Source organism: Heyndrickxia sp. FSL W8-0423 (assembly GCF_038009395.1).
GTDB classification, from domain to species: Bacteria; Bacillota; Bacilli; order Bacillales; family Bacillaceae_C; genus Heyndrickxia; species Heyndrickxia sporothermodurans.
Genome location: NZ_JBBPBE010000001.1, coordinates 3,441,594 through 3,466,435 on the forward strand (window position 1 = coordinate 3,441,594; position 24,842 = coordinate 3,466,435).

A 24,842-nucleotide genomic window follows, 5' to 3' on the forward strand; every position below is an offset into this window, starting at 1 on the left:
ACAGAATTTATAAGGATTTCCGGAGTTGTAAGATTTCAACTGCAAGGCTCAACGCCTTTTCCCTATCATTTTCTTGCTCCGCTTTCTTTTGCAAGTTTTCTTTTTCCTTTATTTTTAACATCTTTTGATGTTTCAACACTTGATATACATAATCCTCAATTTCACGATCAGTAACTTCGCTATTTAGTGGCATCATTTCAAGTTCAGTTACGATTCCTCGCAATTTTTCATCAGGAAGAATGAGTAAAAACTTACTCGTATCAGGCTCATTTCCTTCCTCATAAAAACCAAGTAAATAGGTCAGAATCGCTTGATGTTCATCATAGTATAGAATAATTCCATTTAATAATTCTTTTATTTTAAATGCTACATCAGCATCTTGCAGCATGTGGGCAAGTAAACGTCTTTCCGCAGTATGATGAGCCGGAAATAAACGATTTTTTTGTTCAGTATAAAATCTTTTCGTCTTTACCTCTTTTTGGTGATGCCGATTTTTTTTAGTTGCATAAAATATTTGTTTCTGTTGTTGTTTTAATGCATCTAAAGATATCGAAAATTCATCTGCCAACTGCCTTAAGTAATGATCTCTTTCTACTGCTTTATCAAGATTTGTAATTTCTTCTATAATCTTTTCTATATATTGTAGCTTTTCTCCTTCATTTTGAAGATTTTTTCCTAAACGGAAATATTCCATTTTGAAGGACATAAACGTTAGACTTGCCCCTATTACATCTTGACGAAACTTTTCGGCTCCGTATTTTTTTATGTAGTCATCAGGGTCTAATCCTTCGGGCATCCTTGCTATACGAATATTACAGTTTTGCTCAGAGAGCATTTTCCCGGCTCTATAAGCTGCTTCAATACCTGCAAAATCCGAATCATAACAAATCGTAACAGAATCTGTCATTCTTCTAATTAACTGAACGTGCTGTTCTGTTAAAGATGTACCCATCGTAGCTATACCATTAAAAATTTCAGCTGTATCAGCAGATATAACATCAGCGAAACCTTCAAATAAAATGGCCTGCTGCTGTTTTTTAATAAATCCTTTCGCACGGTAATAGTTGTATAAAATATTACTTTTATTAAAAAGGATTGTTTCTGGACTATTTAAATATTTAGGTTGGTCTTCTTTTTCAATAGCTCTACCGGCAAAGGCTATCGTTTCCCCTTTCGAATTTTGGATTGGAAACATAATTCTATTTCGAAAACGATCAAAATATGATTCATCGCTTTCTCTTTTTATTATGATACCAGCTTTTTCTAATAAAGGTAATTGAAATCCACGCTTGTTTAACCATTTCACAGTAAAATCCCAACTTGGAAGGGAATAACCAATTTGGAATTTTTCAATACTGTCTTTTGAAAAACCACGCCCAAGAAGATATTCTAACGCATGTTGACCTTCAGTAGTATTTACCAATAAATGATGGTAAAACTTTTGGAGAAGCTCATATGCTTCCTTCATTTGTTTCTCTTCTGAAGTGTCTTTTGTTTTTGAAGTATGGTCATTTAATCCTTTCTCAAGTTCTAAATGTACCTTACCTTTTTCTGCAAGCTTCATTACAGCTTCTTGAAAACTCAATCCATCAATATCCATTAAAAATGAAATAACATTCCCACCAGCACCGCAGCCAAAGCAATGGTATATTTGCTTATCAGTTGAAACTGAAAAGGATGGAGTATTTTCACCATGGAAGGGACATAGGCCAAAATAATTTCTGCCCTGTTTTTTTAGATGTACATATTCCCCGATAATATCTACTATATCTATTGATTGACGTATTTCATTGATTTTATCCTCAGGAATAATTCCAACCACGAAAACATCCCCAATTAAATTTAATATTTCTACTTTACTACAATATTCGACAAAATCTCCTCAAATTTATTAATAAAGGATTGCCTATCATGTTCTGTAAAGGGTTTTGGTCCTTTTTCATATTTCCCTCTACGTCTAGCTTTTGCAGCCAAATACCGAAAGTCAAGTGCTGTTTGGATTGCTTCTTCCTTATATTCCTTGCCTCTAGGAGAAAGAGCAAATACCCGCTTAGGTAGCACGAGACTTGCAAGCCCAATATCTTGTGTGATAACTATGTCATTTTTTTTAACATGATTCATAATATAAAGATCTGCTGATTCCTTGTCTGGATCAACATATATCCATCGTTCATCATGTTTATTTGATTTATGCGCATATGAAGCGATAAATAAATAAGGCAAACTATATTTTATTGCTACTGATATGATTTCTTGTTTTACTGGACATGCATCCGCATCAACAAAAATAGTTGTTCCTTTTCTTTCTGTATTAGTAACTATTCTACATCACTCCACAGAATCCTTCTTTCTTTTCCAAACTCTGATTGTATTTTTTTATTTTTGTCGAATTTTTCTAGGTTTAGAAACTTGACATATCCCAATAGTTAGTTTATTCCTTAATCCATGACTCTAAACCTATTTTAAATACATTTTTATCACAATTTTTTATTATAGTATATTTTCTCATTCTTGACCATATATTTTTACTTATATCTTTAATTTTCATTTTAACAAAAAATTACTACTTCAGACCGCTATAAAATTACGAGGATGTCCAATAGCATAATGAAATACTTATCAGACATCCTCTTAATTCTATAGTCGCTTCATATTAATAATGATATTCGCTGTTTCTTCTACCGCTTTATTTGTTACATCAATGACATTACATCCGATTTTTGAAACAATTGAATCGAAATAATTCAACTCCGTTTTAATACGATTAATATTTGCATAACTTGCTTCATCATTTAAGCCAAGTGCTAGTAGTCGTTCTTTTCGAATATAATTAAGTTTTTCGGGGCTAATTTTGAGTCCAAAGCATTTTTCAGGAGATACTTTAAAAAGTTCTTCGGGTGGATCCACTTCCGGAACAAGAGGTACATTAGCCACTTTAAAACGTTTATGCGCGAGGTACTGTGATAACGGGGTTTTTGATGTTCTTGAAACACCGACTAAAATGATATCTGCCCGAAGAATCCCTCTCGGATCTCGGCCATCATCATACTTTACAGCAAACTCAATCGCTTCAACCTTTTTAAAATAATCATCATCCAATTTTCTAACTAATCCTGGCTCACACAACGGTTCTTTATGATACAATTCTTGGAATTTATCCATTAATGGACCAATAATGTCAACTTCATTGACTTTTTGATCTAAGGCCTGTTTTTTTAAATATACTCTCATTTGCGGCTTAACTAAAGTATGGATAATTACTCCATGATTCAGCTTAGCCAATGAAACTACCTCATCAATATGCTGGTAATCTTCTACATATGGAAAACGTTTAATTTCTGCATCTTTTCCATTAAATTGACTAATGGCAGCCTTTGTTACTAATTCAGCTGTTTCGCCAACTGAATCGGAAACAACATATATAATTGGTCTTGTCATTTAAAGGTCACCATCCTTTACTATAAATCTTCATCTGCTAGTGCTACAAATGCTTTTGTTATATTTGTTTTCGTTATTCTGCCAATTACCTCATAACCATTTGTTGTCGTTTCTTTTACAACCGGAATTGAATCGATTTGTTTTTCAATTAATTTTTTTGCAACATCGATTAGTAAATCATCTTTTTTACACATCGTAATATTCGGCATTCTTGTCATTATAATATTCACTGGTAAAGAAGAGAGTTCTTGCTTTCCGATACTTGCCCGTAACAAATCTTTCCGGGAAAGGACACCAACTAATAAAAGATTTTCGTCAACGACAAATAGTGTACCAACATCCTCCAAAAAAACCGTAACAATTGCATCATATACCGATATGTTTTCATTAACCACAACCGGCATCGACTGATAGTCTTTAACAAAAATGTTCTTTAAACTTTCCGTTAATAGCTGGGCACTCGATTTTCCTGTATAGAAATAACCAACTCTAGGCCTTGCATCCAAATATCCAGCCATCGTTAAAATAGCTAAATCCGGTCTTAACGTTGCCCTCGTAAGATTTAACTTTTCTGCAATATGTTCACCAGTTATAGGACCATTATCTTTAACAATTTGTAATATTGTCTCCTGCCTTTTGTTTAGTTCTATTTTCTTCACCACCTAACATAAAAAAATCGTTAAAGAGTTATACTTATACTTTAATTATTATATACTATTTAACAGTATTGAAAAGATTTTTGCTAAATCCAAAAAAATAAAACCCTCAACATTATATTTAAGCGAGAGTTTTATTATTATAGCATGTCTTTAAATTTATCAATTTGCTCTAAAAACTTTTTGGATTTTAAGTGTAAACCCGAATATTCGTCATAATACATTGAAATAATCATTCGTAATTCTTTTTTTGTTTCTTCCTTTACTGAAATTTGACCAAGTCGTGATAGATCAAAATAATAAAATAATCGTAACAATTTAAGCGTACTTTGGGAAAGCGAAATTCGATAAGGATCTCGTTCAAAACATCTATGACAAATTAATCCATTTTCACGAATAGAAAATGCAAATTTTCCATCTTGATTACCACAAATTGCACATTGATCCATTACTGGATATAAACCTAGAACATTTAACATTTTCATTTCAAAAATATTCGTTATGATTTCGTTATCATAATCATCATTTATATAATTTAATGTCTGCATTAAAAGTTCGAAAAGAAAAGGATTTGGATTTTTATCGTCTACACCTTTATCTAAGAGATCGACAATATACGCTGCATAACCAGTTTTGAAAATGTCTTCACGAATTGTACGCATCGAAGAAATCATTTCACCTTGTTGCATCGTACCTAATCCAGTACTTGTCTGAATTAAAAAATATCCGTATGTAAAAATTTGAGAAATGGCTGAGAGGCGACTATTAGGCTTTTTCGCCCCCCTTGCCATTACTCCTATTTTCCCGAATTCACGCGTATATACTGTTACTATTTTATTTGTTTCACCATAATCTGTTGACCTAATGACAATGCCTTCACATTTTTGTAGCATAGTTTTCATCCTTCCAAAGCACTTAATACTTTGGGTGAAAACAAACCACGTCTATGAAATGGGAAAATCCAATTCAGAAAATTCGTGATCTGTATTTAACGGCTCATCTTGACGATCTTTTTCTAACTCTTTAAATAGCAAATACGTATCAATACTTCCAGTTTCCTCAAAGACTTTCCAGGTAAATTCAATCATAATATTATTCCCGCCTTTCATGTTGAAAAAATCATGAAATAATTTTGTAAAGCCTTTATTAAATAGCTTTACCAGGACTTCATGGAACATGTGACGTAAATATTGCTAATCAAAAAGGATGTATAATCATCTTTCATGACCAAAAAACTTAATATTCATCTTCTCTAAAGCCAAAATCACGAAGCTGTGTGACTTTGTTTCTCCAATCTTTTTGGACCTTCACCCAAAGTTCTAAATACACTTTCGATCCAAGTAGGTTCTCAATGTCTAACCTAGCCCTTTTCCCAATTTCTTTTAACATACTACCTTGCTTACCAATGATTATTCCTTTTTGAGAGGAACGTTCAACAATAATTGCTGCCATCACATGGATTTTTTCGCTATCTTCCCTTTTTTGCATTTTCTCAATAACAACTGCAATTGAATGGGGAACTTCCTCCCTTGTCAAATGTAACACCTTTTCTCTTATTAACTCTGATACAATAAATCGTTCAGGATGGTCTGTTACTTGATCAGCTGGGTAATATTGAGGTCCCTCCGGTAAATATTCTTTAATTTGTTGAAGTAACCGATCGGTATTCTGTCCTTCTAATGCGGAAATTGGTACAATTTCGGCAAAATTGTATAAACCTTTATATTGTTCAATTATTGACAATAATTGATCCGGATGAATCTGATCAATTTTATTTATAACTAGGAAAACTGGAGTTTGGACACCTTTAAGTTTTTCAATGATAAATTCGTCCCCTCTTCCATATCCTTCTACTGCATTTATCATAAATAAAATTAAATCAACTTCTCTTAATGTATTAGTGGCTACTCGCATCATAAAATCGCCTAATTTATGTTTTGGCTTATGAATTCCCGGAGTATCAATAAGTATTATTTGTGCTTCATTTGTTGTAAGTACTCCTTGTACTTTGTTTCTAGTTGTTTGCGGTTTGTCACTCATAATCGCAATTTTTTGTCCGATTACCTGATTAATATATGTGGATTTACCGACATTCGGACGGCCGATAATTGAGACAAACCCGGATTTATACTTTTGTTCAGAGGTCTGATTATGCATGTAAATCCTCCGGTGAAAAGGCTCCGGGTAAGAGTTCTTCTACTGTAATTTCTTGGATGTCTCCATTTAAATTAGTTAAGATCACTTTCATATCTTTCGGACATAATTCTGAGATTACTTGACGACAAGCACCACATGGGGAAACAGGTCGGTCAGTATTTGCCGTTACGACTAAAGCGGCAAACTTCGTATCTCCTTCAGAATACGCTTTAAAAAGTGCTGTACGTTCAGCACAATTTCCTACGCTGTAAGCAGCGTTCTCAATATTACAACCGTGGTATACCTTCCCATCCTCAGTTAACAAAGCAGCACCTACCGGAAACTTTGAGTATGGAACGTACGCTTTATTTCTTGCAGCTTCTGCTTCTTTAATTAATTCCTCTATTTTCATTTTGTCTTCCCCTTTAATTATATTTTACTACAAATTCACCATAAAGTTATGGAATATTTTTATTTTGTTTAGAAAATTTTAAAAGTTCGAAATTAGACTCTGAACTAAATAAGCTTTGAAAATATTTTACCGTAAAGAATATCTCTTTTGCAAATATACGAAAAAGCTAGCAGTATAAAATACTACTAGCCAAAATACAGCCTTATAAAATGGACAATCTTAGGGATAAATATGATGCAGCCAATAATTATTGTCATAAAAGCAAAACAAAGGACAGCCGCTGCTGCAACGTCTTTAGCTTGTTTCGCTAAAGGATGATAGGCCGGAGAGGCTAGATCAACAATTCTTTCTATTGCCGTATTAATTAGCTCTAGAGAAAACATCCCGAAGATACAAATTATTACAAATAGCCATTCAACCAATTGTAAATGGAATGCAATACTAAAGATCGTTACTATAATAGATGCAGCAAAATGGAAACGTAAATTTTTTTCGGTCTTGAATGCATGATAAATTCCACTGAAGGCAAATATAAACGATTTCCAAAAACGGTTTCTACCTTTTAAGTCCGTATTCATCAAGAATTTCCCTTTGTAATCCGAACATTTCTTTTTCTTCTTCTTCTGTCATATGATCATACCCAAGTAAATGTAATAATGAATGAACAGCCAAAAAGCCTAATTCCCTCTCAAAAGAATGGCCAAACTCAGCAGCCTGTTCCTTCGTTTTTGGCACAGAAATAATAATATCACCAAGTACTCGAGGCATTTCTATTCCTTGAATGGCTAATTCATCCTCTCCCAATTCTTCCATCGCGAATGAGATAACATCGGTCGGTTGATCTTTACCACGATAATCACGATTTATTTCTTGAATTTTTTCATTTGTTACAAAAGTAACTGAAATTTCACTTCCGTCTTGAATTTCGAATTTTTTAGAGGCAAAGTTCAATAAATCTTCAACTAGTTCTTGATTTTGCTTAGTAATCTCATTCGTCTCATCATTAAAATCAATTATCAACATATACATTCATCCTTTTTCCTTTACTTAGAATTTGGGTATTCAATTCGCGAATGAAAAATCCCGTTAAGTGTTTCACAGAACGTTTTTTTAATTACTTCTAACTCTTTAAGAGTGATATCACATTCATTCAATTGGTCATCCTGCAATCGGTCTTGAACAATAGATTGAATGACTTCTTTAATTTGCTCTAGTGTTGGACGTGACATCGAACGAACCGCAGCTTCCACACTATCCGCTATACTAATAATTGCTGCCTCTTTTGTTTGCGGCTTCGGCCCAGGATAGCGAAAGTCTGCTTCATTTATTCCTTCATTCTCTTCCTTAGCTTTATAATAAAAATATTTTAATAAAGTGGTCCCATGGTGTTGTTCAGCTATATCGACAATCTCCTTTGGAAGCTTGTGCTTTTTGAGCATCTCAGCTCCATCTTTCGCATGTGCAATAATGATATCTCTACTTGATTCGGGCGAAAGATGGTTGTGAGGATTTTCGATATTCATTTGATTCTCAATAAAAAACTGAGGCCTTCTCGTTTTACCAATATCATGATAATAACATCCAACACGTGCTAAAAGACCATTTGCCCCAACAGCCTCGCAAGCGGATTCCGCTAAATTGGCAACCATGACACTATGATGATACGTTCCCGGTGCTTCCATTAATATCTTTTTCAATAACGGATGATTAGGGTTTGAAAGTTCGATTAGTTTTAGTGTAGATAGTATCCCAAAGCCCGCTTCAAAAAATGGCAGTAACCCGATTGTTAAAATCGCAGACAGTAACCCTGAAACAAATGCAAAAGTTAAATAATAGACATATTCCATCTTAGTTAATTGTCCATTACCGAGAAATAGCAAAAAGAATATAATAAACACATTAATAATCGATACATAAAAACCAGTTTGTAATATATTGGATCTTCGATTTCGATTGGTTAACAGTAAAATACCTGCTGTACCACTAAATAAAATATAGATCGCAATTTCTACATTAATTGATCCCGCAATTTCATCGTGGAAAATGATACTCCCACATGCTGCTAGGATAATCGTTAATATAAAGGCAAATCTTTCATTAAGCAAAATTCGTATAAGCATCGGGGCCATTGCGGCAGGAAAGATATATCCTATATTATCTAATTCCAACTCAGAAATAATTCCCACAATTTTCATTAAAATTAAACTAATAATAAAAATAAAGCTTAAAAGAATTAAATAATTTTGCTTTTTTTCTTCTTTCACACGAAAAGTTGTAAAGTATAAAAATAAAGAACCGATAATTAAAAATACAAAAATACCGAGACCTATGTATGGCTTAACACTTGGATTACTTTTTAGTAAACCAAGAAGCTGTAGTTGATGATATGTTTCATGATCGATAAGATGACCTTCTTGTGCAATAACCTGTCCTTGTAAAATCTTTATCGGTTCCACACTTTGAATCGCCTGTTTTTTTCGTTCTTCTGTTTGTTCAGGATCATAAATTTCGTTTGCCACGATTGCATATTTGCCTAATTCAACACTTGCATCCTTTAAACTGCTGTGCAAACTCGTAAGTCCGATTCGATCAGAAATTATATTTTTATAATGTGGAACATTTTCTTCACGGATTTTTTCACTCATTAATGTTTCGACTTGGCCAACTACAATCGTACGTGCTCGCTCTAAATCATTTAGATTTGATTTTAATAGTGCTAGGAATACTTCATCAGGAATGGATTTCGTAACATCCTCATTTACATTTGCTGTTAAGTTTGATTTTAACAATTCAAGTTTTTCTTCAATTGGCTTTTTTTCGGGCTTTCCGTCAGTTTTTTCTTTACCAGTCGAGGTTTCTTCATTAATATCCAGAACAAATTCAAAAATAGAATCAATTAAAGAAACGCGATTTTGCTGTTTTTCCTTTTTAAATGTATATACCTTTTCTACTGCATCAGCGGCTTTTTGCTGTTCTTCTTTCGTTCTCTCCTCATCAACAATTGTTTTTGGAGAACGAATCGTTTTATCTGAAACGGAAAACAGTTCTACATCATACGTTTGCGGCTTTACATTATAAAAAAGTACTCCGTAAAGGACGATAGCTAATAATAAAAAACAAATGAGTGTAAACACTTTGTAACTTAAAAAAGTGCGGATCTTACCAATATAATCTTGAAGATTCATTAAACTCCCACCACCAATTTTATGTTTTGCGGTGTTTCCTTCCCTAATTATGTAAAATCATATCAGTTTTTGTACCAAATTGCACCTATTAATTAATTAATAAAAAATAACCCGATTTATTGGTCGGGTTAAAGAGAATAATTATTATAGGCATCAATAATTTTAGCGACAAGCGGGTGCCTAACAACATCACTTTGTTCTAAATATATAAATGAAATGTCATGAACATTGTCTAATATCTTTTCTGCGGCAACGAGACCTGATTGAACCCCTTTTGGTAAATCCACCTGTGTTCGATCTCCGTTTATTACCATTTTTGAATTAAAGCCTAAGCGAGTTAAAAACATTTTCATTTGCGCTTGTGTTGTATTTTGGGCCTCATCAAGAATGACAAAGGCATCGTCTAATGTTCTCCCTCTCATATAGGCTAGGGGCGCGATTTCAATCGTTTCTCGTTCAATTAATCGGTTTGTATGTTCACTGCCTAACACATCATTTAATGCATCGTACAGAGGTCGTAGGTAGGGATCCACTTTTTCTTTCAAGTCGCCCGGTAAGAAGCCCAGACTTTCTCCCGCTTCTACAGCAGGTCTTGTTAGTATGATCCGTTTGACAAGGCCGCTTTTTAATGCACTTACTGCCATGACAACGGCTAAATATGTTTTCCCTGTACCCGCCGGACCAATTCCAAAGACTAAATCATTCTTTTTAATTGCAGCAATATACTGTCTTTGTCCTAAAGTCTTTACTCGAATCGGTTTGCCTTTTGCATTTTTAGTTATTTCTTCTTCATATATTTCTGTAAAATACTCAAGTGTACCTTTCTTCTCCATTTGGATTGCATAGACAACATCACGTTGACTAATATTGATAGCTTTCCTAATTACTTTTAACAGTTGAAACAAAACATGGTAAACTTTCTCCACATTGCTTTCATTTCCGGAAACATCGATCGTTTCCCCTCGAGTAACAATTGTTACTTCATATTCTTGTTCGAGTAATTTCAAATTTGCATCTGATATCCCAAATAAAGCAATCGCCTCATTCGCATTTTGTAATTGAAGGTTTGATGTAATTGAGTCTTCTGTCATTCAGCGTCTCCTTGAATAATTGGTTTTGCTTTCGCAATATTTTCGGTTACTTGGAAATATATTGATAAATCCACTTTACCATTCTCGACTTTTTGATGCAAAACATATTCATCAATAATCTTTGCATCTGATGGAATTTTTGCTTTTAAATCACTTAGTGCAATTTCTTTTGCAGCATTTATCGCTTCATTTTTTGTATAATTTCTTTCCACTTTTTCATTTTCCCTAATCGTTGTGTTTTCATATTTTATTGGAAGAGACCATTTTAGAAATTTGATTTTATGCGATTCAGTTTCTTTATCATAGTCCTTATATTCTATTTTTCCAAATCCCCATAATGGAATACTAACAGAACCAATTTTCAAAGAATATTTTCGCTTTTCATTCCCTGTATAAACTTGAAATTCGGATTGAAAAGGCATATTAACGTCTACTTTGTACCATGTTTTCCCTATTACTTTCCCTACTGCCGCAACTTTCTTTTCATTATGTTCATTACCAATTGTACCAGAAACTAGAAGCTGCCCTTTTTTTACATATTGATTGACCTTCACCACCGGTTGTCCATTTTCTACAAACATGTCAACGATTACTGCTTTTTTATTTGCTACAAGATTCTGTGGTGATTGTTTCTCCGGTTGTTCCGGAATGTTTTTTTCAACAACTTGAAAGTGGTAGGTTGTCCCGTTTAAATCAACACCTACCCACGTAATATTCGGGATCCGGTCTTCTAATTTTCGTTGAATGGTTTCAACATCATCAATAAAAAATTGGAGTTTCCCTACATGAACACCAAGATGATCTAATTCCTTGCGAATTTGATGCTCCATTTGCGGGCTAGCACCGTTTATATTTATCCCCCATACGATATTTGATAACAGCGTAATAACAACAAAGAAAAGGAAAAAGCCCGCGAAAAATCCAGCATTCTTCAAGGTTCTTTTCCATAGAAATGGGGCACCTTGTCCACTCAAAAACGATACTTTGCAATCAAATTTTCGAACGTGTTGTCTTAATTTATGCACATCTTGAAGACGAATATAAAAGGTAATAGCTGAGGTACCTTGTCGTTTCACATTCCATACGATCAAACTAGAGCGAGTAAGCTGATTAATAAATCTCTCAACCCCCTTTCCTTCAACCTTCACAAGAATCGTTCCTCCAAAAAATGTAAACCAATGGTTTTTCAAAAGTAGTCACTCCTTATCATTTAAATAAATTACTTCATCAATTTTTCCTTCAAGTAATATCTCTTCTGGTAAGATCGTTTTAATTACAAAGGATTGACCTTTTATAAGTAGCTGTCCTTGTTTAAGTAATAGACGTACCTCCCGGTCTGAAAAGGTTAACAATCCACGATGATTTTCTATATAAATATGGATTTGTCCGATCATTGTAATTCGAGGGAGATCCATCATGACATCCTGTGGCAGCTCCATTGTATTCGTCATCCAACTTCGAAGTATTCGGCTCCAATTTTTTGCCATAAAAAAGAACCCCCTTTCATCTCATATTTATGAACAAGAATGGGGATTCAGCACAATTTTTATTAAGAAAAACCGTATCATTTTTTTATGATACGGTTTTGGAACAAATTATTTACTTTTAAATGGTTTTTTTGCTCTAGGAGGCCCAAGAACTTCCGCTAGTATAATTCCTTTTAAAAGATCAGTTTCATCAATAGCTATTTTTTTCGTTTTTTCTTGATACTCTTTTTGCAAAGATGTCACTTCTTCGTATTCTTTTATGATTTGTGCTTCATTGGTACGCTCTATATTTTCCTCTATTTTTTCAAGTAATGAAGCTTTTTCATTTTTATACGAGGTCTCAATAGTTGAAGCAACTTTTTTTATCTTTTGTTGCGTTGTATCCGAAGGCTTTGCAGGCGAATAAACATGTCTAGGAGTCGGTCTCTTGTCAGTTTCTTGTGTTTCTGTCTTCCTTTTTACGATATAGCCGATTATCCCTACAATTATTGCTATAATGAGTTCCAAAGGAATTCCTCCTTACCTTTGGTTTTATTCAGGCTTTTGTTGATCTTTTTTATCTGTTGTCATTTTTCCGATGGAGCCTCGCATATCTGTATCGGATTCGATGTTTTTGAAATTCATATAGTCCATCACACCAATATTACCTGTACGAAGTGCTTCAGCCATTGCTAATGGTACATCCGCTTCTGCTTCAACAACTTTCGCTCTCATTTCTTGTACACGGGCTTTCATTTCTTGTTCAGATGCAACAGCCATCGCACGGCGTTCTTCCGCTTTTGCTTGGGCAATTTTCTTATCAGCTTCCGCTTGCTCTGTTTGCAGCTCCGCACCGATGTTTTTGCCGATGTCCACATCAGCAATATCGATGGATAGAATTTCAAATGCTGTACCTGCGTCCAAGCCTTTTGCTAATACCGTTTGAGAAATAAGATCAGGATTTTCTAATACTTTTTTATGATGGTCTGATGAACCAATTGTACTAACAATCCCTTCACCTACACGAGCTATGATTGTCTCTTCACCGGCCCCACCTACTAATCTTTCGATATTCGCTCGAACCGTAATTCTTGCTTTTGCCTTAACTTCAATTCCATTCATTGCAACTCCGGCAATAAACGGCGTTTCAATTACTTTTGGATTTACACTCATTTGAACCGCTTCTAACACGTTACGGCCCGCTAAATCGATAGCTGCACAGCGCTCAAATGTTAGCTCAATATTCGCACGATGCGCTGCAATTAATGCATTCACTACACGGTCAACATTACCACCCGCTAAGTAGTGACTTTCAAGTTGATTAATCCCAACCTCAATACCCGCTTTACGGGCTTTAATTAACGGATTAATAATACGGCTTGGAATAACTCGACGAAGCCTCATCCCAATTAATGTTAAAATTCCAATTTTTACTCCTGCTGCAAGTGCAGATATCCAAAGCATAACTGGAACAAATGTTAATAATACTGCTAGAACAATAATACCAGCAACAATCGCTAATAATACGAGAATGGTACCTGGATCTAATGGCATACTTATTTCCCCCTTTAATAAAACTAATTATCTACTCTAACGACAATACGTGAGCCTTCTACCTTGATTATTTTCACTTTTATTCCCTTATCGATGTACCCGCCTTCACTGACGACGTCTAAACGTTCATCATTAATTGTTATTGTACCAGCAGGTCGAAGCGGTGTCATTGTAACTCCTGTTTTCCCTACTAATTCCAAACGATTAACATTTGAAACATAACCTTTATCTGTACTAGTAGAATCTGATAAGATAATCTTCTTAAATAGTTTCATACGTTTTCCTAACACCTTTACCATTATTATCATACCAATTATTGCTACTAAAATAGCAATGATGATGGAAATACCCATATAAAAAATGTTCCCACCTGCTATTAGTAAGCTGCCTACTATCGCTGCAGTACCAAGAATTCCTGCAATTGCTCCTGGTAAAAAGAATTCCGCAATAATAAGAGCAATACCAATAATAAACAAAATGAGAGATTCATATCCCGCTAGCCCTGCGACTAAATGTCCATAAAAAAACAATAGAAGTGCCGTGATTCCCATTGTACCAGGTATGCCAAAACCCGGAGAATACAATTCTATCACTAACCCAAGGCTTGCAATTGATAATAAGATCGGGACAACAATAGGATTTGTTAAAAATCTCGCAATTTTTTCTGCAAAACTGCTATTAATATGTTCAATATTCGCATGTTCATAACCTAATTTCGCGAGTAGTTCATCCATATTTTTAACAGTTCCTTCGGAATAGCCAACTTTAACAGCTTGTTCAGCAGTAAGTGTAAGCAAGCCACCCTTTTTAACTTCTATATCCGGTAGATTAATGTTTTCAACAGCCATCGCTTCTGCATATATTGGATTGCGTCCATGTTGGCTTGCTGCTGCATTCATGGCAGACCGCCAATAGCTTTCTGCTTTTTTTCCTGCAGTGTTTCCCTTTTGATCGATAATTGCTGCTGCACCCATTGTCCCGTCCGGCACCATATAAATTTCGTCAGCAAACAGAGAAATATATGCACCTGCAGACAAAGCCCTATTATTTATGAAAGCTATTTTCTTTATTTTAGTACTATTTAGCAGTTTTCCAATCTCACTTGCCGCATCTACTGCACCACCCGGTGTATTAATATCAAAAATGATAACATCTGCGTGTTTTTCCTCAGCCGCATGGACAGCTCTCTTTAAAAAAGCGTGTAATCCTTTTTCTACATCTTCTTCAATAGGAATAATGATTACCGTATTTTCATTATTACTTGCTGTAACAGGGAGGATAGAGAAAAAAACTACTAATATGAAACAGCCAATAAAAAACAGGCCTTTTTTCAAATTCTCACCCCTTTCTTATTTAGATGTTGTTTAATATTTTACGATTGAATAGCACAAAAGTTTCATTATTTATGTAATACTGCCCGCTATGAAAAAAGCCGGGAAGTAATATACTTCCCGGCTTTTATTAGGATAGTTGCTGCTTAACGATATTATTTACAGTTGAACCATCTGCTTTTCCTTTTACTTTCGGCATAATGGCACTCATCACTTTTCCCATTTCAGCTTTTGAAGTTGCACCAACTTCATCAATTGTTTCTTTAACAATTTTTGTTAGTTCTTCTTCTGTTAACTGTTCGGGTAAATATATATCTACAAAAGTTAATTCCGTCTGAATTTTTTCAACGAGATCTTCACGACCTGCATTTTGAAATTCCTGGAGGGAGTCTTTGCGTTGCTTCACTTCGCGAGAAAGGATTGTCAGTTCTTCTTCTTCTGACAATTGATCCTTACCAAGCCTAATCGCCTCATTTTGCAAAGAAGCTTTAAGCATACGGATAACAGAGAGTTTTTCTTTTTCTTTGTTTTTCATCGCTTGTTTCATATCTTCATTTAAACGCTCGAGAAGACCCATTATTCCACCCTCTCTTAGAACTTACGCTTTCTAGCAGCTTCAGATTTTTTCTTACGTTTTACGCTTGGTTTTTCATAAAATTCGCGCTTTCTATATTCTTGTAAAGTTCCTGTTTTAGAAACTGTACGTTTGAAGCGGCGAAGAGCATCTTCAAGCGATTCGTTTTTACGAACAACTGTTTTTGACATCTCTCTTTCCCTCCCTCCGAACACACACTACGGTATCATGGCAACACATGAAAACCTGTACTTTGCAATTATAATATATACTTATGAACAGGTCAATAAACTTTACGTTATTTTACATATTCTCGTCATTTTTACGCCATTTTTCCCATATGATGAATTAAGAGGTGGGGACATGCTTTATATTGGATTATTTGTAGGATTAGTAGGCAGTTTTCTTCTAGGAATGACTTGGCTCCGTGTTGGGTTGTTTAATATTTCTGGTAAAGCAATGGAACAATGGTTAAAAAAGGTTACTAGTACGCCGATTAAAGGGATGATCATTGGTATAATAATGACAGCAATTTTGCAGAGTAGTTCTGCTGTAATGGTCATTACTGTCGGGTTGGTCGCCGCAAGAGTATTATCGTTTCCGCAAACGATTGGAATCATTTTAGGCACCAATATCGGGACAACCTTTACTTTAGAATTCTTATCTTATGATTTATCCAGTATAATCATTCCGTTTCTTCTTTCAGGTTTACTTTTTTTACTTTTTAAACATGAAAAAATAAAAAGTTTAGGATTTATTTTAACAGGATTTGCTATTATCATTAGTGCAATGCGCGCATTTGAATGGTTAGCTACACCGTTAACTCAGTTAGATCTTGTCCAAAAAGTTCTCTATTTAATGAATGACCATATTTTTTTCGGGTTTTTATTTTCAATCTTTCTAACTGCCTGTATTCAATCCAGTACTGTGATGACTGGGATTGCAATGAGCTTTTTAAGTGCAGGTATTTTCCCTTTAGAAACAGGGATAGTCATTATGCTAGGGGCAAATATTGGGACATGCATAACAGGGTTATTAGCAAGTATTGGTGCCGGAGAGGAAGCCAGATTAACTGCATATGCCCATATTTGGCTTAATGTAGTAGGGGCTATTTCTTTTATTCCATTTATTCCTTATTTAGCTGATTTTAGCCAAAGTTTAACAGCAAATATTGAAACTCAGCTGGCACATGCAAGTGTTATATTTAATGTTGTGTGCTCCATACTTGTTCTCCCATTCGCAACGAAATTCGGTCGTTTTATCATTCGACTTCATGGGAAGAAAAGCATATAAAAAGCCCAGGGGTATCCTGGGCTTACTGCATTAGTTTAATAATCACTATCACTTGATAATCCTTGAACAATTTTCACTCCGGAACTGGCTCCTATACGTGTTGCGCCCGCTTCTATCATGTTTTGTGCATCTTCTGGACTACGTACACCGCCTGAAGCCTTTACACCTTTATCTGGACCAACTGTTTTCCTCATAAGGGCGATATCCTCGACAGTCGCACCACCTGTAGAAAAGCCGGTAGATGTTTTCACATAATCTGCACCCGCTTTTACAGAAAGCTCACAAGCACGAACCTTTTCTTCTTCTGTTAAAAGACATGTCTCAATAATAACTTTTGTGAGCGCTTTTCCTTTTGCTGCGGAAGTAACAGCAAGTATATCCTTTTCTACTAGGTCAAAATTACCGCTTTTAAGTGCACCAATATTAATAACCATATCCACTTCTGTTGCGCCATTTTCAATGGCATTTTTTGTTTCGAACGCTTTTGTTTCAGATGTTGTTGCCCCAAGAGGAAAACCGATAACGGTACAAACTTTGACATGTGTTCCCTTTAATTTTTCAGCTGCAAATGCAACCCATGTAGGATTAACACAAACAGAAGCAAATGAATATTGCTTCGCTTCTTCACATAAAGTTTGAATTTGTTGTTCAGTCGCTTCAGGTTTAAGCAATGTATGATCAATCATTTTTGCAATATTATTTGTCATTTTAATTCTCCTTTTATGCATGTTGTACGTACCTCTATTACTATACCATTGTCATATAGTATTTCCAATTAATAAAAAAACTGCAGGGTTAGCTGCAGTTTTATATTGCTTCTTGTTGCGCTTCTTCAATATCATCTATTACTCGGACAAATTGTCCCTCATTATATGGATATCCTGGTTTTGTGATTTTTACTTTCACTAATTTACCAACCATATCCTCTGTAGCAGGGAAAACGACTTTCAAATAATTATCCGTATACCCTTCATATAAACCACTGGATGGATCTTCTTTATATTTTTCTTCAGGAATCACTTCTAATACTTCGTTTTCAAAACGTGAAGCATATTCTTTAGCTAATTGATCTGATAATGAGATCAAACGGTGAACACGCTCATTTTTTACATTTTCATCAATTTGATCTTCCATTCGTGCAGCTGGTGTTCCTGTACGTTTTGAATAAGGGAAAACATGAAGTTCAGAAAACTTATGATCTTTAATAAAATTATAGGTTTCCATAAATTCTTCTTCAGTTTCACCTGGGAAGCCAACGATTACATCAGATGTTACTGCAAGTCCTGGTAAAGCTTTTTTCAATTTTACAAGTCTTTCAGCATATTCAGCCATCGTGTATTTCCGTCTCATTCTCTTTAAAACAGTATCTGAACCTGATTGAAGAGGGATGTGCATATGGCGAACGATTAATTTTGATTTGTTTATGACTTCGATCACTTCATCGGTCAATTGACTAGCCTCAATAGAAGAAATACGAATTCGTTTTAATCCTTTAACTTGTGCTTCCATATCACTAAGGAGCATCGCCAAATTATAATCCTTCATATCTTGTCCATAACCGCCTGTGTGAATCCCTGTCAATACAATTTCCTTATAGCCAGCATCGACTAATTGTTGCGCTTGGCGGATAACCTCTTTAGGATCACGGGAACGCATTAAGCCACGCGCCCAAGGAATGATACAAAATGTACAAAAATTATTGCAGCCTTCTTGAATTTTTAACGAAGCACGTGTTCTGTCAGTAAAAGCAGGAACGTCTAACTCTTCATATACACGGTTCTTCATAATGTTCCCAACACCATTAATCGGCTGACGTTCCTGTTTAAATTGTTCAATGTACTCAAGCATTTTTACACGGTCTTGTGTTCCTACTACGATATCGACTCCCGGTATCGCCATAATTTCTGCAGGAGATGTTTGTGCATAGCATCCGGTTACACAAATAACTGCATCCGGATTTTTTCTAACTGCTCGTCTAATTACTTGACGGCTTTTTTTATCTCCTGTATTCGTAACTGTACATGTATTAATGACGTACACATCTGCTGTTGATTCAAAATCGACACGTTCATACCCTTGTCCTTTAAATAACTGCCAGATTGCTTCCGTTTCATAATGATTAACTTTACATCCTAAAGTATGAAATGCCACCTGTGACATTACAATCACCTCATTAATTCTAATTGGTAAGATATCGCGGATAAAGCATATAAAGGGGCTGTCTCTGTTCTTAATATTCTAGGACCTAATCCACATAGTTGAAATCCGCTTTCTTCCATATATTGAACTTCATTTTTTGAAAGACCACCTTCTGGACCAAATACAATCAATACAGAATCTCCCGGAGAAAAATGATTTATTGTTCTCACGAAATTGGAAGTCTCTCCGTTTTTAGCACTTTCTTCAAATGCTACGATTTTATGATTAAATGATTTACTGTACTCTAATAAAGCTTTAAATGTATGGGGAGCATGAATAATCGGCATATGCTGACGATGGGATTGTTCAGCTGCTTCTAAAGCAATTTTTTGCCATCGATCAAGTTTCTTCTTTTCTTTCTTTGAATCCCATTTCACAATCGAGCGATCCGCAATAAAAGGGACAAATTGATATGCTCCAAGCTCTGTACCTTTTTGAATAATATATTCCAATTTATCCCCTTTAGGCAATCCGCTCGCAATCGCCACTTTAACCGGTAACTCTTTATTCGCTTCTTCCCATTTTACAATATGAGCAATTATTTCTTCATTGGTAATATCCGCTATTTTGGCAATTCCAGCCTTTTCATCTGTAAAAACAACGTAAAATTCATCATTTAGTTTCATTCTCATAACATGGGAAATATGATGAAATATGTCCCCCGTTAGATGAATTTCATCTTCTCCTTCATATGAACTGCCAATGAAGTATCTTTGCATTATTCATCACCCACGCTTTGCAATAAAAGCTATCCAGTCTTCCATCACGATTGTTTCCACAATAGTAAATCCGGATGAAATAATCGCATCTTTTACTTGGTCTTTCTTCTGTTGAATAATACCTGAAGCGATAAAATAGCCATTCGGTTTAACAGCTTTAGCAACATCATCGGTGAAACTCATAATGACCTCGGCTAGAATATTAGAAACGACAACATCAACCTGGCCATTCATTCCATTTAATAGATCATTTTTTGATACAGTCACTTTATCTTGAACTTTATTTAATTTCACATTAAGTTTTGCCGATTGCACTGCAACTTCATCTAAGTCTAAAGCAGTAACTTGTGACGCTCCTAAAAGTGCTGCAGCAATACTTAGCACTCCGGAACCAGTACCAACATCTATTACGGTGTCATTCTGTTTCACTGTTCGTTCCAACGCTTGAATACACATTACCGTAGTAGGGTGGGTCCCTGTTCCGAAAGCCATCCCGGGATCTAATTCAATAATTAATTCATCGCTACTAACAGCTTCGTACTTTTCCCATGTTGGAACAATCGTGAACTTTTCCGAAATTTTCACAGGATTATAATACTTTTTCCATGCCGTTGCCCATTCTTCCTCATTGACTTCACTTATTGTCACTTGATTTTGACCGATATCTATGTTGAATAATGCAAGATTATTAATAGCTTGCTTAATCTCTTCCACTGTTTCACCTAAAAAGCTGTTAACGGATAAATAAGCTTTTATAATTACCCCTTCTTCAGGGTAGTCATCTGGATTGAGTTGGTAGATTTCACCGAATTGATCTTCTCTTTCTTTAACTAAATCAAACGGATCTTCTATTACAACCCCGCTAGCACCTGCCTCATGCAATATATTTGAGATTGGTTCGATTGCTTCATTTGTCGTGTGGATCATAATTTCGGACCATTTCATTTTCTACCAACTCCATTATAAATTATTCCCCTTTGAAAGCTTTCTTCATTTTGTCGATGAAAGATTCGTTATGCTCATCTGGTGCTGATCCTTCCATCTCAGAAAATTCTCTTAATAATTGTTTTTGCCTATCTGTTAGCTTTGTTGGTGTAATCACTTTTACATGAATATGTTGGTCTCCCGTACCATACCCTCTAACATTTGGTACACCTTTACCGCGAAGTCTAAATTTGGTTCCCGTTTGTGTTCCAGCAGGCACCTTTAATTTTACTTTTCCATGTAAAGTTGGTACTTCGATTTCGTCTCCTAATGCAGCTTGAGCGAATGTAATTGGCATTTCACAATAAATGTCATCCCCATCACGCTCAAAGAATTCATGCTCTCTTACGTGGAAAACAACGTAAAGATCACCAGCAGGTCCACCATTTACCCCCGGCTCACCTTGACCGGAAACACGTAACTGTTGTCCATCATCTACTCCAGCTGGTATTTTCACATTGATTCGACGACGTTTTTTCACTTTTCCAGTACCGCCACATGTTTTACACTTATTTTTGATCATCTTACCTGTACCGTTACAATAATGACAAACACGGCGATTAACAATTTTACCAAATGGCGTATTTTGTTCAGTGTTTATTTGTCCAGAACCATGACAATGCGAACATGTTTCTGGCTGTGTACCAGGTTTCGCTCCTGAACCATGACAAGTGTCACATGTTTCTTCTCTTGGAATTTCAATTTCCGTTTCTTTTCCAAACACCGCTTCTTTAAATGTTAATGTCATCGTATACTGAAGGTCTGCACCTTGCCGAGGAGCATTTGGATCACGTCTTCTTGATGATCCACCACCAAAGAATGTACTAAAGATATCTTCAAATCCGCCAAATCCACCGAAATCTCCGTCCCCACCAAATCCACCAAATCCTTGATTTGGATCAGTGTGGCCAAATCGATCATATTGATCACGTTTTTGGTCGTCTGATAGTACTTCGTAGGCTTCTTTTACTTCTTTAAATTTATCAGCTGCATCCGCTTCTTTATTAATGTCCGGATGGTATTTTTTAGATAGTTTTCGATATGCTTTTTTAATCTCTTCTTTTGAAGCATTTTTATCTAGACCTAATACTTCATAATAGTCCCTTTTACTCATTCATCCACACTCCCGAATCCTTTCGCATAAAGGTTATTTTAACATTGACATCAGGAACAATCAATAAAAAGACGATGAAACAAGTTTAAATACAAAAAGCCAAAGTCAAGAATGTACCTGACTTTGACTTTTCGAATTAAATCTTAACTGAAATCATATTATTTATCGTCTTTTACTTCTTCGAATTCTGCATCTACTACATCATCGTCTTTTTTGCCGTCTTGACCTTCAGCGTTTTGCTGCCCTGCTTGTGCTTGCTTTGCAGCTTCTTCATAAAGTTTCATTGAAAGGTTTTGTACGATTTCTTGTAGTGCTTCTTTCTTTTCACGGATTTCAGATAATTCGTTTTTCTCAATTGCTGCCTTTAATGCCTCTTTTGCTTCTTCCGCTTTTTTCACTTCTGTTTCGTCAACTTTACCTTCGAGATCTTTTAACGTTTTTTCAGTAGTGAAAACTAGCTGATCCGCTTCATTGCGTAATTCAACTTCTTCTTTACGTTTTTTATCTGCATCCGCATTTTCTTCTGCTTCTTTTACCATACGTTCAATTTCATCATCAGATAATCCTGAAGAAGATTTAATTGTGATATTTTGTTGTTTTCCAGTTCCTAAGTCTTTTGCACTAACATTTACGATACCGTTTTTATCAATATCAAAGGTTACTTCAATTTGTGGAATTCCACGTGGTGCAGGCGGAATATCAGATAATTGGAAACGACCTAATGTTTTGTTATCTGCAGCCATTGGACGTTCCCCTTGAAGTACGTGAATATCTACAGCTGTTTGGTTATCTGCAGCAGTAGAGAATACTTGCGACTTCGAAGTTGGAATGGTTGTATTACGTTCGATAAGTTTTGTAAATACGCCACCCATTGTTTCAATCCCTAATGAAAGTGGTGTAACGTCTAATAATACTACATCTTTTACGTCACCAGTTAGTACTCCACCTTGGATTGCAGCACCCATTGCAACAACTTCATCCGGGTTTACCCCTTTATGTGGGTCTTTTCCTGTTTCTTTGCGAATCGCTTCTTGTACAGCTGGGATACGAGTTGAACCACCAACAAGAATTACTTTATCGATTTCATTTGGTGATAATCCAGCATCTTGTAATGCGCGACGTGTAGGTCCCATTGTTCTTTCAACAAGGTCTGCTGAAATTTCTTCAAATTTCGCACGAGTTAAGTTTACTTCTAAATGTAATGGACCAGCTTCACCTGCTGTGATGAATGGCAATGAAATTTGTGTTGAAGTCACACCTGAAAGATCTTTCTTCGCTTTTTCAGCTGCATCTTTAAGACGTTGCATTGCCATTTTATCTTTAGATAAATCAATGCCATTTTCTTTTTTAAATTCAGCAACTAAGTAGTCAATAATCACTTGGTCAAAGTCGTCCCCACCAAGTTTATTATCCCCAGCAGTAGCACGAACTTCAAACACACCGTCACCTAATTCAAGGATTGACACGTCAAATGTTCCGCCACCAAGGTCATATACTAAAATTGTTTGATCTTCATCCATTTTATCAAGCCCGTATGCTAACGCAGCTGCAGTCGGCTCATTAATAATACGTTCAACTTCTAATCCTGCAATTTTACCAGCATCTTTTGTTGCTTGACGTTCTGCATCGTTAAAATATGCAGGCACAGTGATAACCGCTTTATCAACAGTTTCACCTAAATATTCTTCCGCATATGATTTAATGTATTGCAGAATCATCGCTGATACTTCTTGCGGAGTATATTCCTTACCTTCAATCGTTTCTTTATGGTTAGTACCCATATGGCGTTTAATTGAAATGATTGTATTAGGGTTTGTAATTGCTTGCCGTTTTGCTACTTCCCCAACTTGTCTTTCTCCATTTTTAAATGATACTACTGAAGGTGTTGTTCGGTTACCTTCCGGATTTGGAATTACTTTTGGTTCCCCACCTTCAAGGACAGCGACACATGAGTTTGTTGTCCCTAAATCGATACCTATGATTTTACTCATACTTATTAACCTCCTACTATCATATGTAACTACATTCTATTTTTCACATGGAAAAAATGTAAAAATATCATTATTGATTCACTTTCACCATTGAAGGACGAATAACACGATCCTTCAAAATATAACCTTTTTGGAACTCTTCGATAACAATATTAGAACCGAAGCTCTCATCTTCACCTTGCATAATAGCTTGATGGAAATTCGGATCAAATTCTTTTCCTACCGCCTCAATCATTTCAATTCCTTCTTGCTTCAATGCATCGATAATATTACGGTATACCATCTCAACACCTTGTAGCAATTGTTTTGTTTGTTCATTTTCAGGTGTTATTTGCATTGCGCGTTCTAAATTATCAATGGCCGGTAATAAATTGGTCGCAAGATTTTGCGCTCTATATTTTTCATTTGCTTCTTTATCGATTTGAACCCTTCTGCGGAAATTATCAAAATCAGCACGTAAACGTAAGTAACGATTTTCTGATTCCTCAAGTTTTGCTTGGAGTTCCTTTATTATTTCATCTTCAGGATTTTTTTCATTTTTTTCTGTTTCAACTGAATCAACTTGCTCATCAGAATTTGTTTCTTCTTCAGCAAAAATTTGTTCCTGTTGATTTTCCTGTTTGATCTCTTCTGCCATTGCTTTCACCTCCCTTAAAATAAACGAGCTTGCTGATTTTTTCCGTTCCGCGTGGAAAAAAG

27 protein-coding genes are annotated in these 24,842 nt (G+C 35.4%); 1 reads left to right on the plus strand and 26 read right to left on the minus strand.

All coding sequences use genetic code 11. The features are described from left to right. Nucleotides 1–7: 7 nt before the first annotated feature. The 19 genes from dnaG to rpsU form a co-directional block, all read right to left on the minus strand. Nucleotides 8–1,822, minus strand: a complete 1,815-nt coding sequence (gene dnaG / locus MKY81_RS17670; protein WP_341118413.1) for a DNA primase — start codon at nt 1,820–1,822, stop codon at nt 8–10. A 29-nt stretch (nt 1,823–1,851) separates the two neighbouring features. After that, complete coding sequence (locus MKY81_RS17675; protein ID WP_181294232.1) at nt 1,852–2,322, minus strand: YaiI/YqxD family protein; 471 nt, start codon at nt 2,320–2,322, stop codon at nt 1,852–1,854. A gap of 315 nt (nt 2,323–2,637) precedes the next feature. Next, nucleotides 2,638–3,438 carry a pyruvate, water dikinase regulatory protein gene (locus MKY81_RS17680; RefSeq protein ID WP_066225963.1) on the minus strand — a complete coding sequence of 267 codons (801 nt, stop codon included), beginning with the start codon at nt 3,436–3,438 and terminating at the stop codon, nt 2,638–2,640. Nucleotides 3,439–3,458: 20 nt separating this feature from the next. After that, nucleotides 3,459–4,100: a helix-turn-helix transcriptional regulator gene (locus tag MKY81_RS17685; protein ID WP_066225966.1), complete on the minus strand. Its 642-nt coding sequence runs from the start codon at nt 4,098–4,100 to the stop codon at nt 3,459–3,461. 134 nt (nt 4,101–4,234) lie between these two features. Then, entirely contained in the window at nt 4,235–4,987 is a 753-nt protein-coding gene (gene recO / locus MKY81_RS17690; RefSeq protein WP_066225970.1) for a DNA repair protein RecO, read from the minus strand. Nucleotides 4,988–5,038: 51 nt separating this feature from the next. After that, nucleotides 5,039–5,182: a YqzL family protein gene (locus tag MKY81_RS17695; protein WP_066225973.1), complete on the minus strand. Its 144-nt coding sequence runs from the start codon at nt 5,180–5,182 to the stop codon at nt 5,039–5,041. Nucleotides 5,183–5,330: 148 nt separating this feature from the next. Beyond that, nucleotides 5,331–6,251, minus strand: coding sequence for a GTPase Era (gene era, locus MKY81_RS17700; protein ID WP_066225975.1), 921 nt, complete (start codon nt 6,249–6,251; stop codon nt 5,331–5,333). Beyond that, nucleotides 6,244–6,642 carry a cytidine deaminase gene (locus tag MKY81_RS17705; RefSeq protein WP_066225978.1) on the minus strand — a complete coding sequence of 133 codons (399 nt, stop codon included), beginning with the start codon at nt 6,640–6,642 and terminating at the stop codon, nt 6,244–6,246. The genes era and MKY81_RS17705 overlap by 8 nt, the downstream gene beginning before the upstream one ends. A gap of 185 nt (nt 6,643–6,827) precedes the next feature. After that, the gene (locus tag MKY81_RS17710; RefSeq protein ID WP_066225981.1) at nt 6,828–7,220 is read right to left on the minus strand and encodes a diacylglycerol kinase family protein; all 393 of its coding nucleotides are present in this window, start codon (nt 7,218–7,220) and stop codon (nt 6,828–6,830) included. Next, a complete protein-coding gene (ybeY, locus tag MKY81_RS17715) occupies nt 7,198–7,665 on the minus strand; it encodes an rRNA maturation RNase YbeY (RefSeq protein ID WP_107920670.1) in 468 nt (155 codons plus the stop codon). Before ybeY ends, MKY81_RS17710 begins: the two co-directional genes overlap by 23 nt. A 20-nt stretch (nt 7,666–7,685) precedes the next feature. After that, nucleotides 7,686–9,827, minus strand: coding sequence for an HD family phosphohydrolase (locus MKY81_RS17720; protein WP_341118414.1), 2,142 nt, complete (start codon nt 9,825–9,827; stop codon nt 7,686–7,688). A 128-nt stretch (nt 9,828–9,955) separates the two neighbouring features. Continuing rightward, nucleotides 9,956–10,918, minus strand: coding sequence for a PhoH family protein (locus tag MKY81_RS17725; RefSeq protein WP_341118415.1), 963 nt, complete (start codon nt 10,916–10,918; stop codon nt 9,956–9,958). Further along, nucleotides 10,915–12,108 carry a sporulation protein YqfD gene (gene yqfD, locus MKY81_RS17730; protein ID WP_066225992.1) on the minus strand — a complete coding sequence of 398 codons (1,194 nt, stop codon included), beginning with the start codon at nt 12,106–12,108 and terminating at the stop codon, nt 10,915–10,917. The genes MKY81_RS17725 and yqfD overlap by 4 nt, the downstream gene beginning before the upstream one ends. A gap of 6 nt (nt 12,109–12,114) precedes the next feature. After that, nucleotides 12,115–12,405 (minus strand): sporulation protein YqfC, encoded by a 291-nt coding sequence (gene yqfC, locus MKY81_RS17735; protein WP_341118416.1) that lies wholly within the window; start codon nt 12,403–12,405, stop codon nt 12,115–12,117. A gap of 108 nt (nt 12,406–12,513) precedes the next feature. Beyond that, nucleotides 12,514–12,912, minus strand: a complete 399-nt coding sequence (locus MKY81_RS17740; protein WP_066225998.1) for a hypothetical protein — start codon at nt 12,910–12,912, stop codon at nt 12,514–12,516. A gap of 24 nt (nt 12,913–12,936) precedes the next feature. After that, nucleotides 12,937–13,938: a flotillin-like protein FloA gene (gene floA, locus MKY81_RS17745; protein WP_341118417.1), complete on the minus strand. Its 1,002-nt coding sequence runs from the start codon at nt 13,936–13,938 to the stop codon at nt 12,937–12,939. A gap of 23 nt (nt 13,939–13,961) precedes the next feature. Then, the gene (locus MKY81_RS17750) at nt 13,962–15,272 is read right to left on the minus strand and encodes an NfeD family protein (RefSeq protein WP_108070461.1); all 1,311 of its coding nucleotides are present in this window, start codon (nt 15,270–15,272) and stop codon (nt 13,962–13,964) included. A 127-nt stretch (nt 15,273–15,399) separates the two neighbouring features. Then, nucleotides 15,400–15,846: a GatB/YqeY domain-containing protein gene (locus MKY81_RS17755; protein WP_108070459.1), complete on the minus strand. Its 447-nt coding sequence runs from the start codon at nt 15,844–15,846 to the stop codon at nt 15,400–15,402. A gap of 14 nt (nt 15,847–15,860) precedes the next feature. Beyond that, nucleotides 15,861–16,034, minus strand: a complete 174-nt coding sequence (rpsU, locus tag MKY81_RS17760) for a 30S ribosomal protein S21 (RefSeq protein ID WP_039238310.1) — start codon at nt 16,032–16,034, stop codon at nt 15,861–15,863. Between the two features lie 172 nt (nt 16,035–16,206). On the opposite strand from rpsU, the gene MKY81_RS17765 reads away from it, so the two are divergent. Then, complete coding sequence (locus tag MKY81_RS17765) at nt 16,207–17,136, plus strand: Na/Pi symporter (protein ID WP_107920673.1); 930 nt, start codon at nt 16,207–16,209, stop codon at nt 17,134–17,136. 35 nt (nt 17,137–17,171) lie between these two features. Here the strand turns inward: MKY81_RS17765 and deoC are convergent, their stop codons facing one another. The 7 genes from deoC to grpE form a co-directional block, all read right to left on the minus strand. Further along, complete coding sequence (deoC, locus tag MKY81_RS17770) at nt 17,172–17,843, minus strand: deoxyribose-phosphate aldolase (RefSeq protein ID WP_107920674.1); 672 nt, start codon at nt 17,841–17,843, stop codon at nt 17,172–17,174. Nucleotides 17,844–17,943: 100 nt separating this feature from the next. Next, complete coding sequence (mtaB, locus tag MKY81_RS17775) at nt 17,944–19,296, minus strand: tRNA (N(6)-L-threonylcarbamoyladenosine(37)-C(2))-methylthiotransferase MtaB (RefSeq protein WP_107920675.1); 1,353 nt, start codon at nt 19,294–19,296, stop codon at nt 17,944–17,946. A gap of 5 nt (nt 19,297–19,301) precedes the next feature. Then, nucleotides 19,302–20,054 (minus strand): 16S rRNA (uracil(1498)-N(3))-methyltransferase, encoded by a 753-nt coding sequence (locus MKY81_RS17780; RefSeq protein WP_108070457.1) that lies wholly within the window; start codon nt 20,052–20,054, stop codon nt 19,302–19,304. Between the two features lie 6 nt (nt 20,055–20,060). After that, entirely contained in the window at nt 20,061–20,999 is a 939-nt protein-coding gene (prmA, locus tag MKY81_RS17785; RefSeq protein WP_108070455.1) for a 50S ribosomal protein L11 methyltransferase, read from the minus strand. Between the two features lie 22 nt (nt 21,000–21,021). Beyond that, the gene (gene dnaJ, locus MKY81_RS17790) at nt 21,022–22,152 is read right to left on the minus strand and encodes a molecular chaperone DnaJ (protein WP_108070453.1); all 1,131 of its coding nucleotides are present in this window, start codon (nt 22,150–22,152) and stop codon (nt 21,022–21,024) included. 158 nt (nt 22,153–22,310) lie between these two features. Continuing rightward, entirely contained in the window at nt 22,311–24,143 is a 1,833-nt protein-coding gene (gene dnaK / locus MKY81_RS17795; RefSeq protein ID WP_066226029.1) for a molecular chaperone DnaK, read from the minus strand. A 70-nt stretch (nt 24,144–24,213) separates the two neighbouring features. After that, entirely contained in the window at nt 24,214–24,780 is a 567-nt protein-coding gene (gene grpE / locus MKY81_RS17800; protein WP_066226032.1) for a nucleotide exchange factor GrpE, read from the minus strand. Nucleotides 24,781–24,842 lie beyond the last annotated feature (62 nt).